The sequence below is a fragment of the Rhodococcus sp. ARP2 genome (genome assembly GCF_001029585.1).
GTDB lineage: Bacteria > Actinomycetota > Actinomycetes > Mycobacteriales > Mycobacteriaceae > Rhodococcus_F > Rhodococcus_F erythropolis.
In genome coordinates, this window is the sequence record NZ_LEKE01000095.1 from 33,717 (window position 1) to 50,166 (window position 16,450).

Consider the following 16,450-nt stretch of genomic DNA (forward strand, 5'->3'; position numbering starts at 1 on the left):
TCCTCAGCCCCTTTCCACGACGATGGCTTGCTCGAGCGGATCCAACGTGCCTGAAGTGTCGGCGCGTCCGGTCCGGAGCCGGTTGTCGATGTAGTTGACGAGGTGCGTCAGCGGGATGGTCAGAGCAAGGTAGAACAAGCCTGCCGCAACGAGCGGGGACAGGCTGCCGGTCTGGGCGTTGAGATCACGTCCGACGGCAAAGAGCTCCCGCTGGGTGACGAGGAGACCGAGGAAGTAGATCAGCGACGAGTCCTTGATCAGCGAGATGAACTGGTTCATCAACGCCGGCAGAACGCGTCGTACACCCTGCGGGATGACGACCAGCGACATGGACTTGCGGTAGCTGAAGCCGAGGGCGCGGGAAGCCTCGAGCTGCCCGGACTCGACGCTCTGGATACCGGATCTGAAGATCTCACCGATGTATGCCGACGCGAGCAGTGACAGCGCCGCGACGCCCAGCCAGTACGGATTGCTGCCGGTGATTCCCTTGACGATCGGTCCGACGCCGAGCCCGATGATCAAGATGATGACGACGGCGGGCAGGCCACGGAAGATATCGGTGTAGACGCGGGCCGGCCAGCGCAGCCAACGGGTGCGCGAGATACCGGCGACAGCGAGCAGCATGCCGAGGACCGTGCCGATGATGCCAGACGCGAGCGCAAGGATCAGGGTGTTGGGAAGACCGGTCTTGAGGAGATCGGGGAATGCCTTCTTGTACAGATCCCAGTCGAAGAACGTGTCCTTGAGCTGTTCGAGCGTCGACTTCGGTTGGTACGACGCGGTATCGCCACCGTCACCGTTTGCTGCGTTTTCCGCGGCAATGGCTGCGAAGTCGGGCAGTTCCGGAGTGGCCGCAGCCTTGGATCCGGGCTTCCAGCCTTCAGGGAGTTGGCGCGGTACCCAGTCGGCGTACAGCTGAGACCAGGTTCCGTCGTCGATGACTGCGTCGAGGCCCGAGTTGAGGGCGTCGATCAGCGGCTGGTTTTCCTTGTTCACCGCCCAGCCGACGAAGTTGTTGACCGAGAAGGTGTTCTGGATGATCGAGGTCGGGTCACCGGGAGCGATTGCGCCTTCGGCCTGCTGAGACGGAGCTACCCAGGCGTCGATCTGTCCGGATTTGAGGTTCGCGTACGCCGTGGCGTAGTCGGGAAACTTCACGGGATCGAGCTTGAGCGTGTTCACGACGTAGTCGTCCTGCACGGTTCCCTGCACGACGCCGATGCGCTTTGATGCGTCCAGGTCTCCGAAGCCGGTGATCGGGCTGCCGTTAGGCACGACGAGGGAGAAGTATCCGAAGTCGTAACCGTTGGTGAAGCCGACGGTGTTGCGACGGTCGTCTGTGGTGGTGATGGACGACGAGCCGACGTCGAAGCGTCGACCGGCAACCTGGGCGAGGAGCCCGGCGAACTCGGTGCCGACGAACTCGACCTTCAGGCCCAGCTTGTCCGCGACGGCCTTCAGCAGCTCGTTGTCGTATCCGGTGTACTGATTCTCGGAGTTGACGCAGATGCTCGGGGGCGCGTCACCGAGCGTGCCGACCGTGATGACCCCGGGTTTGATCAAGTTCAGCTTCGAGGTGTCGATCCGATCGACCGGGGTGACGGTGGCCGTGGTGTAGCGGTCTTCGGCGCCCGCACCCGCTGCCGCATCCAGATTGGTGGGCGCCGCGGTTGCGGCTCCCACTCCTGGAGGTGCACACAGGTCTGTGGGGGCTGCCGACGAATCCGAGCCACTCGAGCACGATGACAGAGTCAACGCCAGGAGGGCAGTGAGGAGCAGTGCCACCACCAGGCGGATCTTCGCTGCGACGGAAGAAAACATGCGAGCAGCGTAAACCTAAGGGTAGCCATTTCTCCGTGTAGAACTGTTGACAGTTTCCGGACAAGCGGCCGTTGCGCTGCGGGCATGCCTTCAAATCAGCGTGATTTTAAGTATCGCCAGGTCGGAGAATCCCGTCTCGAAGAGAACGGAGTTACCGAACGGGTGCGAGTTCGACGCCCGCCGGAGGTACCAGGCGGCGCAGTGTCCCGTCGAAGCCGGTGACGTAGAGCGCCCAGCCGTCGCCGTCCCGGCCGATACGCACTGAACTCGGCCCGGTCCACCCACCCGACAGACCCGAAGCGACGACGCAGGACTTCCCGGTCTCCGGATCTACACGATAGATCGCGCCCTCGAGGTGAGCAGCGACGTAGAGCATCCCATCCCGCGACACGGTCAGATCGTCGAGACCGGGTACCGGGCTCGGGACGGTTGCGACAACGGCCCACGCATCAGGGGTATCCACAGGGACTCGAATGATCTGACCTGTGAACAGATCATCGGTGTACACGGCTCGATGATCCGGACTGAGCGCGAGCCCCTCCGAACGTGGCACTGCGGCCCAATTGGGTACGACGGTTCGGGAGTCATGTTGATAGCGCGACACGCCCTTCGACGGGCCGCCCTCCGTTCCGACCCACGTGGTCAGCAGATCGCCGTCGGGAAGTCGGAGCAAGCCGTTGCCCGCGAAGTCGGCGGGTGCGGACAGCTGATCCGTCGTGGTGTCCAGTTGCCACAGCTTGCCGTCCTGTCTGGTGAGGAAGGACAGCCTCGAACCGTCGAGCTGCAAACCGCCAGGAGCAGCCATGCCGTCGAGGACGGTTCGTACCTGTCCTTCGGCGTCGACGTGATAGATCTTCGACTCGCCGGAGAGGTAGAACCCGCCGTTGTCATCGGTCTCGAGGTTTTCGAGCTGTTCCAACCCTTGGGCTACGGTCTCGACCTGCCAATCGCCGCACATCGGCGCGGTTGTCCAGGTGGCCTCCGCCGGCGTCGCCGCGGCAGCGGTCCCGGCTGCGATTGCCGCGACGATCAACAACGCCCGAGTTCGGTTGCGTGATAGCCCCATTGCGCACAACTTACGGCAAATCGGCCCAATATCAAACGGTCTGGTCGGTATATCCGATGCCCAGGGGGTCGCTCCAGGTGGTCCACACGTCTGGCCCGAGTTCGATCTCGGCTGTGGTGAGTAGACACGCGTCGAGTTCTCGGTGCAGTCGAGACGGGTCGATGGCTTGGCCGATGAAGACGAGTTCTTGTCGGCAGTCACCGACAGGTTCTTCCCACTTGTCGAGGATTCCGTCGCGACGGTAGTCGTCGGCCGGCCACTCGTCACGGGGTAGAAACTTCCACCAACGGCCGACGTATCCGTGGCGAATGAGATGACCGGCCTGAGAAATACTCCCGATCTCGGTGAACCGACCGGCATTCCAGTAGTAGCCCTTGGCCCGAAGCAACTTTCCGTTGGTCCACTTGCTGCTCAGGAAATCATGCAGGCGTTGTGGGTGGAAGGGCGCGCGCTCGCGGTACACCACCGAACCGATTCCGTACTCCTCGGTTTCGGGGGTGCGTTCACCTTGGAGTTCTTGTAGCCATCCAGGGGCCTGAGCAGCTTTCTCGAGCGAGAACAAGCCGGTATCGAGAATCGTGTCGAGTGGGATACGGCCGAGAGTCATCGGAACTATCGCAGCAGTTGCGTTCAAAGATCGTAGGACCGCGGTCAATTCGACCAGGTGCTGTTGCGAGACGAGATCGGCCTTGCTCACCAGGATGACATCGGCAAATTCGATCTGATCGACAAGCAGATCCGCGATGTCTCGTTCATCTTCCGGGGCATCGGCTTCGACGCGACCCCCAGCCGTGTAGTCGCGCAGAAAACTGTTGCCGTCGACGACTGTGACCATGGTGTCGAGTCGGGCGACGTCGGCCAGGGCATGGCCGTCGGTATCGATGAAGGTGAACGTCTCCGCGACGGGCAGCGGTTCGGAGATGCCCGAAGACTCGATGAGAAGGTAGTCGAATCGGCCATCGGCGGCCAAGGCGCTTATCTCGGAAAGAAGATCCTCTCGCAGAGTGCAGCAGATGCAGCCGTTGGTCATCTCGACCAGTTTCTCCTCGGAGCGACTGAGCGAGATCTCACGCTCGACTTCTGCACTGTCGATGTTGATTTCGCTCATGTCGTTGACGATCACCGCAACCCGGCGGCCCTCCCGATTGCGCAGGATCTCGTTGAGTAGCGTCGTCTTCCCGGCGCCCAGGAAACCTGACAGCACCGTGACCGGAAGTCGTGTGTCGACCATGATTTCCAGTGTCCTTCCGAATGAGTGAATCGTTGTGATCAGGCCGCAGGCTCGAGGTAACCCTCGAAGAGGTCGACAACGACGCTTCCGCCGTCGGTGTCGCTGCCGAACAATTCCTCCGCAGCGAACGTCACGTGGTAGGTGGGTTCTTCGCCGGCGTCGTTGCGGCCGTGACCGATTGCGTCGGGGAACGGCCACCTCTCGGTGGTCCGGTGAGCGATGGTCCCCACCCGTCCTCGGCAGTAAGCAGGCATTCGAATATGCCCGGGAACGTATTCGTCTCGCACACGTACTCGCTGACCGACCTCGAAGGTGGTTGTGTCGATGCGAGCCGGTCGGCCTTCGGATTCGCTTGGCCGTGAGAGTGGGAACGGTCCTCCTGCAAGGCTTTCGAGCTCTTCCTGCGTCAGGATTCCCTTTTCGACCATCAGCGCCGCCACGCCGATGACGTACCGCTCGTAGTACGGGGTCATCATGTAGTGGCGGGGCTCCATCCGCTCGACGACGTATCGAACTTCGTCGACGCTGAAGGCCCCGAGTTCGGCGACACCGGCGAACATCAGGCTGTACGGCAGGTGTTCCCACTCGGCGTGGAAGGTGGGGCCGATGTCGGCGTTGACGGTATGCGGGACTTTGCCGAAGCCTTGAACTCCGGCAAGATCGTGTACTCCATCCATGGTGTGCTTCTTTCTTGTCGGGGTGGTCAGACGGTGGGGACCTGCGGGACTGCGACGCCGATCAGGCAGTCCTTGGTGACGATTTCCTGCAGTTGTTCCTGGCTCCAGCCTTCGGTGCCTGCGGGACGTTGCGGTAGGACCATGTACCGAGTTTCGGCGGTGGTGTCGTAGACGCGGATCTCGACGTCCGACGCGATCTCGGTTCCCATCTCGGAGAGAACCTTCCGTGGCTCGCGGACCACGCGTGCACGGTATTCGAAACTCTTGTACCAGGTCGGCGGCAGACCGAGGATGGGCCACGCGGTGCATGAACACAGCGAGCACACGATCACGTTCTTGAGGGTCGGGGTGTCTTCGACTGCCACGATGTATTCGCCCTGGGGGCCCAGATATCCGTACTGGGCAACCGCGGCGGTACCGTCGGTGAGAAGCAGTTGCCGGAAATCGGGGTCGGTCCAAGCCCGCGCGACCAATTCCGCTCCGCGCCTTGGACTGAAGTCCTCCTCGAAGGTCTTCTTCCATCCCTCGACGTAACCGTCGGGTACCAATCCCTTACCGTCGAGTGCGCGGAACAGGGCCCACGCGCGATCGGAGACCGGCGCCTGGGCCGGTGCGGCGTTCTCCGTTGTGTGGTCGATCGTTACTGACATCTGGTTCACCTTTTCTATGCGGGCTGATCATGTGTGAATCGGTGGAATTTTTTGTGCAAGTGCGGATACAGGACTAGGTGAGGCTGAGTTGTGGTGCAGAGTCGGAGATGTGGTCGGCAGGCGTCGGAAACGCGCCGCGAAGCTTTTCGAATGCGCGCCCGACTCGGAGGACCGTCGCATCGTCGAAGGTCCTGCCGGTGATCATCATTCCGACCGGAAGCCCGTTTACCAGGCCGGCCGGAACGGACAGGGACGGATGTCCGGTCACGTCGAATGGTGCCGTGTTGGCGATCATCCCGAGAGCCTTCGTGATGAAGGTTGCACGATCCACGTCCTTCGCCGGCAATTCGGATGCGACGTAGGGCAGTGTGGGCATCACCAGGACGTCGAATTGTCTCAAGGCAGTGTCGTAGGCGGCGCGGGCGAGCGGTACGAGGTTCCGGGCTTTGCCGTAGCTCGCGCCGCCGAGGGTGGTGATGCCGTGGTGGCCGGTCAGGGCCACTAGTTTGACGGTTTCGGACAGAGCGTCGGCGTGCTGAATGCGTCGAGAAGCAAAGTGTGCCATCAGTTCCGGATCGTACAAACCTTCGGCGTTCATGCCGTATCCGTTGCCGTCCAACATCTGGTAGGCACCACCGTCCGTGGCGATCACGTTCCAGATGTGGAAAGCATGCAGGTGCCACGGGATGTTTACTTCCTCTACCGTGCAACCGATTTCGGTCAGACTGTGTGCCGCTGCGCGAACTGCGTCGTCGACCTCGGGCTGTGAGACCGCGTGCCCGAAACCTTCTCGAACGATCCCGATTCGCAGACCATCCACATCGGAGTCGAGGGTGGACAGATAGTCACCTGCTTCGACGCTGTCGGCTTGGCGTGGGTCGTTACCGTCGCGACCGGCGATGACCGAGAGCATCAGTGCGGCATCGTGGACCGTGCGTGTGATCGGGCCGAGATGGTCGATTGTCCGCTCGATGGGAAATGCACCGGTATACGGGACGAGCCCGAACGTCGGCTTGTGTCCGACGACGCCGCAGAATGCCGCCGGGATCCGGATCGATCCGCCTTGATCCCCGCCGATGGCAAAATCGACGTCCCCGTTTGCAACGAGAGCTGCACTGCCACCGGATGATCCACCTGCTTCACGCTGTGGGTCCCATGGATTGCGGACCGGTCCGCTTGCCGGTGTGAAGCTCGAACCGGAGAAACACAGGTCCTCACACACAGCTTTGCCTGCGACGGTTGCACCGGCCGCCAGTAGTCGAGTGACCACAGTCGCGTCGCGAGACGGAGTGAATCCCTCTACCGTCCGAGACCCGTTCATCATCGGAACTCCGGCCACGGTCACGTTGTCCTTTATCGCCACGCGTCGGCCGGTCAGGACGCCGTCCGACGTCGGCGGGATGCTTGTGGTCACATACCAAGCGCTCAAGGGGTTTTCGTTCGCAGTTGGCACCACATGCTCGCGTGACGTGGTCGGCGGGGTTGCCTCGTCGGCGTACAACTGGTCGACGACGTCGTAGGAGCCCAGTGCTCCGTCGATCAGTGCCGGCCACTCGAGCCGGGCTGATTGGTCGAGAGTGATGCCGTAATGCCTTGCAGCGGTGTCTATTGCATTGTCGTCAGGTCGGATTGTCGCCATGAGAAGTGTGCTCCTGATGTGATCGGCTTCACTTGTCTTTCAGACTAGGGCCGGATCAGTAATTGCGTCAATAGGTATCGACATATTGACTCGTTAAGTTCGGGTTACGCGCGCTCAGAGAGAGCGGGGGTACAGACGCCCATGGCGTGATTCAGCGATCAGGATCGGGCGATGCAGTGGAACGCCGGTGTCCGTCGAGCTTTTCGACGTTGTGACAAGCTGCCGAAGTACTGTTTCCGGATCGCCCGCCGACGTTCGTTCGACTGCGCGTGCGTAAGCGACGATCGCTTCGTACGTCGTCTCCGACAGGGAACTGAGCGGAGGCAGGAGTTCGTTCGAGCTTGCGCTGTATCGCTTTTCGAGGTCGTGCTCGCCGGCTGCGGATTGAAAGTAGCCGAATGCCGCCCAGACTCCGTCGGCATCGGAATTGCCGATGAGCTGCTGAGTGGCCTCGTCGAGGACCAGCGCGAACGTCCGCGTGGTGGCCCGCAGTCCGTGCTGGGCGCATTGCCGTTCGAAGAAGACCTCGTCATGGCCCACCAGGGTGGAAAGAATCAGTTCCGCCCCGGAGTCGACTATCGACTCGATGATCCGTGAGAAGTCGGTTGTTCCCAACGGTACGTAGACTTCGCCGGCCACCGAACCTGTGGATTCGGCGATCACACGCCGAGCCGCCCAATGTGCTCCGAACGACCACGAATACTGCTGACCGACCAGGAACCAAGTGCGAGAACCGGTATCGGACATCATTGCGGGTATGCCCGCTCGCGTCTGGTCGAGTGGCCGCTCACCCAATCGAAGGATCCCCGGACGCGATCGACCTCCTTCGTTGAGAACTGTGTGTACCAACAACACACCGGTGTTTTGCAACGCAGATGCGGCGGCGTTGAAGGTCGACGACGTCACGCACGCAAAAATGGCGCGACATCCGCTTTTCACCAATCGCAGTGCGGTCGCCGCTCCGGCCGCCGAGTCGGAAGCGTCATCGCCGATCACCAAGTCGACGAGAACGCCGCCGACACCGCCGTCGGCATTGATCTCTTCCACCGCCAGGGCAGCGAGTGTTTCTGTGGCCTGGGCGAATACAGCCGCCGAGCCGGATTTGCTGACCAGCAGTCCGATCCGATGTCGGTCGGAGCGCGGAGGTTCGGGTGGAGCGAATCCGCGCTTGTTGGCAAGCCAGGAAATGCCGTCCTGATCGAGGCTGGACTCGAGAACGAGTCGGGTGCCGGTGCCGTCGGGAAAGAACCGGATCGTCAGACGGCCGCGCCACGGTTGGTGGTGCACGATCACGACCGAGCGGCCCCGCTTCACGCCGGCGACGTACCCCAACAGAGTGATCGGCATTCCGGCTACATCTGCGCGTGCGCCGTCGCCGACGGGAAGGGAGATGGCGACGGCGGCCCCGACCGTCAGTTGCTCACATTCGAGTTCGAGCAGTTGCCCCGTTTCGAAGCGCTCGAAGGCTGACCCTGGTGGGTCCGTCGTCACGATCTGTGCCGTTACGGAGAGACCTGGCACGTTCTACTTCCTGCCTGAAATAGATGCTGGGGCTCAAACAGGGCCTCAAGCCCGGCGACGCACCGAAGCCGCGTCGGAATCCTCAGTCGCCGTGGTCGGCAACTCGGAGGCGTTCGAACCTGCTTCCAGCGCTCGCCCGAGGACGTCGCGCAGGAACTGGAGTGCATCGTTGGCGGGCCCAGACGGATCGATCGAAAACAAGCGATGACGTCCTTGACGGCGTTCGACGATAACTCCGGACAGCCGCAGCGCCTTGAGATGTGTGGATACCGTGGTGCGACCGACCGTCGAAATTTGATCGCTGATGAAGCCTGCGTTGCATTCGCCGTGGGTAGCCAGAGTGTCGAGAATCTGTCGGCGCACCTGGTCGGCCAGCACAGCAAACGCCAACTCTTCGTTTCTTTGAGTAGTCACTGTGTGCTGTCCGCGCTTCCTCGATGGCCTCTACTGAGATATGTCGACACTCGTCAACATATCTCGAGTTGCCTCCGAGGGAAAGAACGTGGCCGAAGATTTCCGGCGGCTTCGGTCAGTGCGCGGCGATGGCCACCGCGTCGCGCAGCATCCCGGTCCCGGGATGGCAGTTGATGTACTCGTACAGCTGATCGGCGGCATCGAATACCGAGACCTCATGGTAGAGACGTAATTTCGACAGGCCCTCGGCCACCCGGAAGAACGTCGTGAAGATCCGCAGATGGGTCGGGTGGGATTCCGACCACCGCTCGAGTTGGTCGAGTGAGGCCCAGTGACCGATGTTGTAGCTCAGGTCGAGGAAGTTTCCGTCGATGTCGATATTGCGTACGAAACGGTTGCTGTAGCACCCGACGGCCGGGCCGTTGTCGCGGAGGAAGTCCATGCCCGATTGAAGAGTGGGCAGGATTTCGTCGAGGTAGAGGCTGCGCTCGTCTGCTTCCGCGTCGGCCCAGTCCTGCCCGGATCTGATCAGTGCGATATTGTCGTGTCCCCGCACTACTACGCGTCCACCTGCGGCGGGGTCACCGGCGACGACCCGTAGTTCGCCCGAGGCCTGCATCCAGTCGGTCTGAGAGATCGGAAAGCGCTCGCGCATCGAACCCCAGTAGCCATGCTCGTTGATCTCGCCGCTGACACCGTCCATGACGGCTCCCACTCCGGGGAGATCGTCCTGGAACGCGTAGAGCGTCTCGAATTGTTCGGCTCTCGGTGCCACGATCTCCCGGAAGAACCCCAATCCGTCGGACAAGCGGTCCTCGGACTCCCACCAGGAGGCCACCGGAGCTGATGTGCTCCAACGATGTTGGGAAGAAACATCTTTCCAGTACCCGACCACGATCAGATTCTCGTAGCCCTGGTTGTCGACATGGTGAGTGAGATCGTGGTGTGCCGGTCCGTCCGGCAAGTCGAAGCCGGCGACGATATCCCGCATTGACTGCAGTGCTGCCGAGCGCTGATCCTCGCCGCGGAACTGCACGCCGAGATAGCCCATCACGACCTGGTGCAATGTGTCGTCCGCACGCCCGACCCACATGGGAAATGGTGGCGAATAGGTATCCGGAACGCGCCTGGTCAGCGTGCGCGGGCATTGAAGATGTTCACCGATTGCAGATTCCATGAGTGCTCCCTGTGATGTAGGTGGTCGGATCGGGTGCCTGGCACTTGGCAACGCCGTGCCGAAAATCTACGCCCGCGAGGCCGAGCAAACTTGGCCGTCAGCGCCCGATACTTGGCCTACCGCGCCGAGAATTGTGGATAGGCGTCGGCGACAGAACGTTTTGAACATCATGTTGAATGGGTAAGTGTCCGAGGATGTTACAGATCAGCGGGCAGTGCTTGTGGGGGCCACTGCTTGCGACCGGTATTGCCGCGGGCTGATCCCGAACTCCGCCTTGAATGCGCGACTGAAGGCGGCCAGGTCGGTGAATCCCCAGCGGTGAGAAATCTGGGTCAGCGACCGCTCTACGCCGTGGCGTTGCACGATCTCACGACGGCAACCGTCGAGTCGACGGCTGCGAATCGAACGCGACACCGTTGTGCCGTGTTCGGCGAAGGCTCGGTGCAACTGGCGAATGGAGACTTTGACTGATCCCGCGATGTCCACCGGTGACAGGGCCGGGTCAGCGAGGCGGGCGTCTATGGCCGACAGAGCGGATTCGTACAGGCCAGTTCGCCGGGAGACGATCGGACGCGCGGTTGCGTGAAGAACCGACTTGACCAGGCTGCCGATCTCGTTGACGACTTCCTCCTCGTCTCCGCTCGCGTCGGACGTCATGCGGACGGAGGCAAGATCGTGAAGAAAGCGACCCAGCAGGCCACTCAGGCCCGCGTGTCCGTCGAAGGCAATGGCGGTCAAGCTCGTGACCTCCGCGTCGCTGAGTGACAGGTATGACCGTGGCCAAGTGAACACCTCGAGTCCCCAGATGCCGTCGTGTGCGTGTCCCTCGATCTGCCAATCGAAGGGGCGCGTGGTGTCGTACAGGACGTAGTCGCCACGTCGCAGGACGCATTCGCGGTCGTCTTGCCGCACTACCGCGCTACCGCGGCGGATCATCCCGATTTGCAGATAGTCCGCACCGTCGCTCTTGATCAGGCTGCTGCTACGGACTATTCGTTGTTCCATCGATTGAACTGCGGACACCCGAACGTGTGCGAGTTGGGCCGAGTGCACGGCCCCGCTGAATCCATCGCCGTCTTCGATATCGGATACGTCGAGCGCGACAAAATGCTCACGCAACAAATCTGCCCAGTCGCCCGTGAGAGTCGTGCGTGTGGGCAGGGAGAAGCCGGATCGCGCGAGCATTGCAGGGCGCCTCCTCGCAGAAAAGCCGAAGTTCTCGGGTGCTCGATGTTCAGAGAGTAATCCCGCACATCGGACATGTCGATAGGAGTCGACATGTCATCACGTCGGGAGAAATTGTTTGCCATACAAACAACGCCGAGTTATTGTTTGTCATACAAACAAGTAGGAGTTCGTGATGGTCACCGAGTCAGTTCCCGCAGCGCGCGCGACGCGTGAGTCGGGCAAGCAGACGCGCATGGCACTGTTCAACGCTGCAACCGAGCTCTTCCTCGAACATGGCGACAGCGTGTCCATCGCGCAGATCTGCACCGCCGCCGGCGCCCATCCAAACCAGGTGACCTACTACTACGGCTCAAAAGAGAAGCTCTTCGTCGAGGTGGCGTGCGCAGCCGTTCTGCGCGCAGGCAAGCGTGCCGAGGTCGATGCCGCCGACGCCGACACCGTGGGCGACTACACCGAGAAGCTGGTCGGATCACTCCTCGGCTCGGGCGCTCCCAGTGTCGAACTGTTCGTGGAAGCGATGATGATGACGGGTCGCCGTGGTGAACTCCGCGATCTGATCTCCGAGACGCTTCGCACTCTGCATTCCTCGGGTGAAACAGCCCTCCTCCGTACCTTGATCCGCACCGGCTGGCAGCTGCGCGCGGGCATCGACGTCGAATCCAAGGCCTTCTGGTCTGCGATCTTCGGCCTCGTCATTCAGAAAACTGCCGCCGGCGAGAGCTTCGGTTACTCCCTCGAGGAGGCGGTCGCCGTCATCTTCGCCACTCTCCAGATACCCGACGCCGTACTCAACAGCTCGATGGAATGAACTCTCTTCGAGCGTGATTCTCCGACAAGGACTTCGATGAACATCGTTCGCGTATTCGACAGCAACGTCACCAAGACCCCGGACAAACCCTTCCTGATATTCGACGGTCACGATCACACGTACTCCCAGGTTCAGGACGGAAGTCGACGCGCCGCAGGCTATTTGCAGTCGCTGGGCGTGCAGCCGGGCGACCGCGTCGCGCTGATGTGTTACAACAGTCCGGGATTCGTGTACGCGATGCTCGGTGCCTGGCGCTTGGGCGCCGTCGTGGTCCCCATCAACCACAAGATGCAGACTCCGGAAGTTGCCTACGTGCTGGGACACGCGAAGGTGTCGGTGTGCGTCTTCGACGGTGAGTTGGCGCCGGTTGTCGGTCGACTGGAGACAACGGCCAAGCTGATCAGCACGGACTCTGTCGCAGACGGTTTCGACTTCTTCGACGACGCCATCACCCGCCAGGAGGGCGTTGACGGTATCGACATCGACGAGAACGATCCGGCTGAAATCCTCTACACCTCGGGGACTACCGGCTCACCCAAGGGCTGCGTCCACAGCCACCGTAACGTCGTCGGTGTTGCCGTCACCGCGGCCCTCGCCGTGTCGACGACTCGGGACGAGCGCCTGCTCATGGCCGTCCCGATCTGGCACGCTTCCCCGCTCAACAACTGGTTCATGTCCACGCTCTACATGGGCGGAACCGTCGTGCTGCTGCGCGAGTACCATCCCGTCAAATTCCTGGAAACTGTTCAGGAACAACGTATTACCCTCTGCTTCGGCCCGCCGGTCATCTACACCACTGCACTCAACCTCGTGCCGAACTTTGCCGACTACAACCTCGGAAGCGTTCGTGCGTGGTTGTACGGCGGCGGACCGATCGGCGCGGATGTCGCTCGGCGACTGGTGGAGTCGTACGGCACCACCGAATTCCGGCAGGTCTACGGCATGACCGAGACCGGGCCGGTGGGCACTGTGCTGTACCCCGAGGAGCAGTTGAGCAAGGCGGGCTCGATCGGCCGCGTCGCGCTGGCCGGCGTCGACCTGCGCCTGGTTGCCGATGACGGCACCGACGCGGAGCCCGATCAGATCGGTGAGATCTGGCTGCGTGCCGACACCGTCATGCAGGGTTACCTCGACGACCCCACTGCCACGAAGGCTGCTTTTGCCGACGGAGGTTGGTATCGCACCGGCGATCTGGCGCGCAAGGATGCGGACGGTTACCTCTTCATCGTCGACCGCGCGAAGGACATGATCATCACGGGCGGTGAGAACGTCTACTCCAAGGAGGTCGAGGACGTGATCTCCGGCCACCCGGACGTCGTCGACGTCGCCGTTGTCGGAAAACCCAACGAAGAATGGGGCGAGACCGTCGTCGCACACGTCGTCTGGCGTGAACCGGATGTCATCAGCGCCGACGACATCAAGGACTACCTCTCGGACAAGTTGGCGCGCTACAAGATTCCGCGTGAAGTGGTGTTCGCGACCATACTTCCGCGTACACCGACCGGCAAGATCCAGAAGCACCTCATCCGCGCAGCGAGCTGAAAGGCCTGTCATGACTGATATTTCCGAGAAGACCGTCACCCACCCGGCTCCGCATCGCACCCATGCAGTGCTCAACCAGTCGGTACCGCGCACGGACGTCAACGAGTTCCAGCTCGATACGGTCCTGGCCGAAGGCGTCGCGCGCCACGACGCCGATTGGGCCACAAGCGAACTCACCGATATTGGTGAACTGGTTGGCAGTGCTGGATTCCAGCACGACGCCGAGCTGGCCAACACGGTGATCCCCGAATTGAAGACCTTCGATCGCTGGGGAAACCGCATCGACGAGGTCGAATACCATCCGTCGTATCACCGGATCATCTCTGCTGCCGTAGCGCACGGTGCGCACACCTCTGCCTGGGCTGACCCCAAGCCGGGTGCCAACGTGGCTCGGGCCGCGGCATTCATGCTGTTCTCCCAGGTCGAACCGGGCCACGCGTGCCCGATCTCCATGACGCACGCCGTGATCCCCTCGCTCGAGCTGCAACCGGACGTGGCCGCTCTCTGGACGCCGCGAGCCCTTTCTCGGAGTTACACCCCCGAGTTGGATGCTCCCGGAAAGGCATCCGCGATATTCGGAATGTCAATGACGGAAAAGCAGGGCGGCTCCGACGTGCGAGCCAACACGACCATCGCCAAGCCGGCCGGACGTGGCGGCCCGGGTGCGGACTACCTGCTCACCGGACACAAGTGGTTCTGCTCCGCGCCGATGTCCGACGCCTTCCTGGTTCTCGCTCAGGCCGAAGGCGCTGCCGGCGAGGGACTTTCCTGCTTCCTTCTCCCCCGCATCCTGCCTGACGGCACACGCAACGTCTTCCGTATCCAGCGTCTGAAGAACAAGCTGGGCAACAAGTCCAACGCGTCGTCCGAGATCGAACTCGACGGCACCGTCGGCACCATGATCGGCGAACCGGGTCGTGGCGTGCGGACCATCATCGAAATGGTGTCCCAGACGCGACTCGACTGCATCCTCGGCAGCACGGCAGGTATGCGTCAGTCGGTCGCCGAAGCGGTGTGGCATGCACGGCACCGCAGCGCTTTCGGTGCCGTCCTGGCAGATCAGCCGGCGATGACCTCGGTGCTTGCCGATCTGGCTCTCGAATCCGAAGCCGCCACCATCACCGCACTGCGATTGGCTCGCGCGCAGGACGAGGACGCGGACGAGCAGGAAAAGGCGTTCCGCCGACTCGCGACGGCTGTTGCGAAGTACTGGATCTGCAAGCGCGGCCCGCACCACTCCTACGAGGCACTCGAGTGCCTGGGCGGCAACGGCTACACCGAGGACTTCCCGCTTGCCCGTCGCTACCGTGAGCAGCCCGTCATGGCCGTGTGGGAGGGGTCGGGCAACGTCATCGCGCTCGATGTCCTGCGCGCTATGACCCGTGAACCCGATTCCGTTGCCGCCTTCGACCACGAGGTCAACCTCGCTCGCGGCAACAACCCGGTCCTCGATCATCACCTCGATCGGGTACGACGCCAACTCGGTGAGCTCGCCACGATGGCACCCGCCGACGCCCAGTTCCGCGCTCGGACCGTCGTCGAGGCAATGGCGTTGGCGCTGCAGGCTTCGCTCATGGTGCGCCACTCCCCGGCCGCTTCGTCCGATGCGTTCATTGCCGCTCGCCTCGGCGCCGACCGTGGTCATGAGTACGGAACTCTGCCTTTGGGAACAGATTTCGCCGGAATTCTCGCGAGAGCCTAAGGCTGCTCCCTCAGTACCCTGGTGACGGTGTGTACTGCCGGCGTCGGATTGTTGGGCCGCCATGCCATCGCGATTTTCAGCGTGGGCGTGGCCCCGGCGATCGGCAGGTACACGACCCCGTCCATGGACAGATGCGCCGTCGACTCCACGACGACGGCGATCCCGACCCCCGCTCCGACCATGGCCAACAGGCTGTACGGATCGGGGGCTTCGTGCGCGACGGTGGGCGTGAAACCTGCTGTGGCGCAGACGGACAACGTCGCATCGCGCACCACCGAGCCGTGCTCGGCGGGATACATCACGAATCGCTCGGTTGCCAGGTCTTCCGGTGACACCGAGTCCCGGGCACTGAGGTGATGCCTGGCCGGAACCGCGACCATCAAGGTTTCCTCGCGCACAGTGTGAGTCTCGAATCCGCGCGGAATGGGCAGGCCGACTATGCCCATGTCGAGTGTTCCGCGTCGGAGAGCGTCGAGCACCTCACCCGAGTACATCTGCGGCCGTAGGTCCAGTTCGATTCCCGGATGGGAGTCGGCCAGCGATCGTGTGAGGGCCGACAGCACCGTGTAGCCGCCCGTTCCGCCGAAACCCACCGTGACACGGCCTGTTTCCCCGGTTGACGCCGCTGATGCGATATCTCGTACGACGGCGATCTGCGCTTCGATGATTCGTGCGGGCGTGACCAAGGCTTCGCCGGCTGCGGTCAATTGCACTGATCTGGTGGTCCGGATAAACAGGTCGGTGCCGAGTTCGCGCTCGAGCGCCCGAATGGTCTGGCTGAGCGGGGACTGCCCGATGTGGAGTCGCTCGGCGGCCCGGCCGAAATGAAGTTCGTCGGCGACTGCGAGAAACGCGCGCAGCTGACGCAATTCCATGTCGCTCCTCCCGGGTTTCATTATGTGGTTCTCTCACATAAATGAGTCGAACTAAGTCTTGGACTCTACATGGATTTCGGACGATAGTGATTCACGCCTCACATTGCATCCCTTGGTGATGCCCGACGCGAGAATCAGG

14 protein-coding genes are annotated in these 16,450 nt (G+C 62.1%); 3 read left to right on the forward strand and 11 right to left on the reverse strand.

Features of this window, described 5'->3' with window-relative positions:
• Positions 1-3: 3 nt before the first annotated feature.
• From ABX74_RS25545 to ABX74_RS25590, 10 genes are all read right to left on the reverse strand, one after another.
• Positions 4-1,821 (reverse strand): ABC transporter substrate-binding protein/permease, encoded by a 1,818-nt coding sequence (locus ABX74_RS25545; protein WP_021346139.1) that lies wholly within the window; start codon positions 1,819-1,821, stop codon positions 4-6.
• 151 nt (positions 1,822-1,972) lie between these two features.
• Positions 1,973-2,887: an SMP-30/gluconolactonase/LRE family protein gene (locus tag ABX74_RS25550; protein ID WP_020909779.1), complete on the reverse strand. Its 915-nt coding sequence runs from the start codon at positions 2,885-2,887 to the stop codon at positions 1,973-1,975.
• Positions 2,888-2,918: 31 nt separating this feature from the next.
• A complete protein-coding gene (locus ABX74_RS25555) occupies positions 2,919-4,118 on the reverse strand; it encodes a GTP-binding protein (RefSeq protein WP_020909778.1) in 1,200 nt (399 codons plus the stop codon).
• Positions 4,119-4,156: 38 nt separating this feature from the next.
• Positions 4,157-4,795, reverse strand: a complete 639-nt coding sequence (gene nthB / locus ABX74_RS25560; protein ID WP_020909777.1) for a nitrile hydratase subunit beta — start codon at positions 4,793-4,795, stop codon at positions 4,157-4,159.
• A gap of 26 nt (positions 4,796-4,821) precedes the next feature.
• Positions 4,822-5,445, reverse strand: a complete 624-nt coding sequence (gene nthA, locus ABX74_RS25565; RefSeq protein ID WP_003946052.1) for a nitrile hydratase subunit alpha — start codon at positions 5,443-5,445, stop codon at positions 4,822-4,824.
• Between the two features lie 73 nt (positions 5,446-5,518).
• A complete protein-coding gene (locus ABX74_RS25570; protein ID WP_020909776.1) occupies positions 5,519-7,084 on the reverse strand; it encodes an amidase in 1,566 nt (521 codons plus the stop codon).
• 114 nt (positions 7,085-7,198) lie between these two features.
• Positions 7,199-8,605, reverse strand: a complete 1,407-nt coding sequence (locus ABX74_RS25575) for a substrate-binding protein (RefSeq protein WP_047889983.1) — start codon at positions 8,603-8,605, stop codon at positions 7,199-7,201.
• A gap of 45 nt (positions 8,606-8,650) precedes the next feature.
• A complete protein-coding gene (locus ABX74_RS25580; RefSeq protein ID WP_020909773.1) occupies positions 8,651-9,019 on the reverse strand; it encodes an ArsR/SmtB family transcription factor in 369 nt (122 codons plus the stop codon).
• A 115-nt stretch (positions 9,020-9,134) separates the two neighbouring features.
• The gene (locus ABX74_RS25585; RefSeq protein WP_047889984.1) at positions 9,135-10,196 is read right to left on the reverse strand and encodes a phenylacetaldoxime dehydratase family protein; all 1,062 of its coding nucleotides are present in this window, start codon (positions 10,194-10,196) and stop codon (positions 9,135-9,137) included.
• Between the two features lie 204 nt (positions 10,197-10,400).
• Positions 10,401-11,381 carry a helix-turn-helix domain-containing protein gene (locus ABX74_RS25590; RefSeq protein WP_020909771.1) on the reverse strand — a complete coding sequence of 327 codons (981 nt, stop codon included), beginning with the start codon at positions 11,379-11,381 and terminating at the stop codon, positions 10,401-10,403.
• Positions 11,382-11,556: 175 nt separating this feature from the next.
• On the opposite strand from ABX74_RS25590, the gene ABX74_RS25595 reads away from it, so the two are divergent.
• From ABX74_RS25595 to ABX74_RS25605, 3 genes are read left to right on the forward strand one after another with little or no spacing between them, the layout of a single operon-like run.
• Positions 11,557-12,192 carry a TetR/AcrR family transcriptional regulator C-terminal domain-containing protein gene (locus ABX74_RS25595; RefSeq protein WP_047889985.1) on the forward strand — a complete coding sequence of 212 codons (636 nt, stop codon included), beginning with the start codon at positions 11,557-11,559 and terminating at the stop codon, positions 12,190-12,192.
• Between the two features lie 36 nt (positions 12,193-12,228).
• Positions 12,229-13,734 (forward strand): class I adenylate-forming enzyme family protein, encoded by a 1,506-nt coding sequence (locus ABX74_RS25600; RefSeq protein WP_047889986.1) that lies wholly within the window; start codon positions 12,229-12,231, stop codon positions 13,732-13,734.
• 10 nt (positions 13,735-13,744) lie between these two features.
• Complete coding sequence (locus ABX74_RS25605; RefSeq protein WP_047889987.1) at positions 13,745-15,436, forward strand: acyl-CoA dehydrogenase family protein; 1,692 nt, start codon at positions 13,745-13,747, stop codon at positions 15,434-15,436.
• Here the strand turns inward: ABX74_RS25605 and ABX74_RS25610 are convergent.
• Entirely contained in the window at positions 15,433-16,311 is an 879-nt protein-coding gene (locus tag ABX74_RS25610) for a LysR family transcriptional regulator (protein ID WP_047890001.1), read from the reverse strand. The genes ABX74_RS25605 and ABX74_RS25610 overlap by 4 nt on opposite strands.
• Between the last annotated feature and the right edge of the window lie 139 nt (positions 16,312-16,450).

Bases quoted from the DNA above. Each gene is read 5' to 3' on its own strand.
- ABX74_RS25545 (WP_021346139.1), bottom strand. From the start codon at position 1,821: ATGTTTTCTTCCGTCGCAGCGAAGATCCGCCTGGTGGTGGCACTGCTC.
- ABX74_RS25550 (WP_020909779.1), bottom strand. From the start codon at position 2,887: ATGGGGCTATCACGCAACCGAACTCGGGCGTTGTTGATCGTCGCGGCA.
- ABX74_RS25555 (WP_020909778.1), bottom strand. From the start codon at position 4,118: ATGGTCGACACACGACTTCCGGTCACGGTGCTGTCAGGTTTCCTGGGC.
- nthB (WP_020909777.1), bottom strand. From the start codon at position 4,795: ATGGATGGAGTACACGATCTTGCCGGAGTTCAAGGCTTCGGCAAAGTC.
- nthA (WP_003946052.1), bottom strand. From the start codon at position 5,445: ATGTCAGTAACGATCGACCACACAACGGAGAACGCCGCACCGGCCCAG.
- ABX74_RS25570 (WP_020909776.1), bottom strand. From the start codon at position 7,084: ATGGCGACAATCCGACCTGACGACAATGCAATAGACACCGCTGCAAGG.
- ABX74_RS25585 (WP_047889984.1), bottom strand. From the start codon at position 10,196: ATGGAATCTGCAATCGGTGAACATCTTCAATGCCCGCGCACGCTGACC.
- ABX74_RS25590 (WP_020909771.1), bottom strand. From the start codon at position 11,381: ATGCTCGCGCGATCCGGCTTCTCCCTGCCCACACGCACGACTCTCACG.
- ABX74_RS25595 (WP_047889985.1), top strand. From the start codon at position 11,557: ATGGTCACCGAGTCAGTTCCCGCAGCGCGCGCGACGCGTGAGTCGGGC.
- ABX74_RS25600 (WP_047889986.1), top strand. From the start codon at position 12,229: ATGAACATCGTTCGCGTATTCGACAGCAACGTCACCAAGACCCCGGAC.
- ABX74_RS25605 (WP_047889987.1), top strand. From the start codon at position 13,745: ATGACTGATATTTCCGAGAAGACCGTCACCCACCCGGCTCCGCATCGC.
- ABX74_RS25610 (WP_047890001.1), bottom strand. From the start codon at position 16,311: ATGGAATTGCGTCAGCTGCGCGCGTTTCTCGCAGTCGCCGACGAACTT.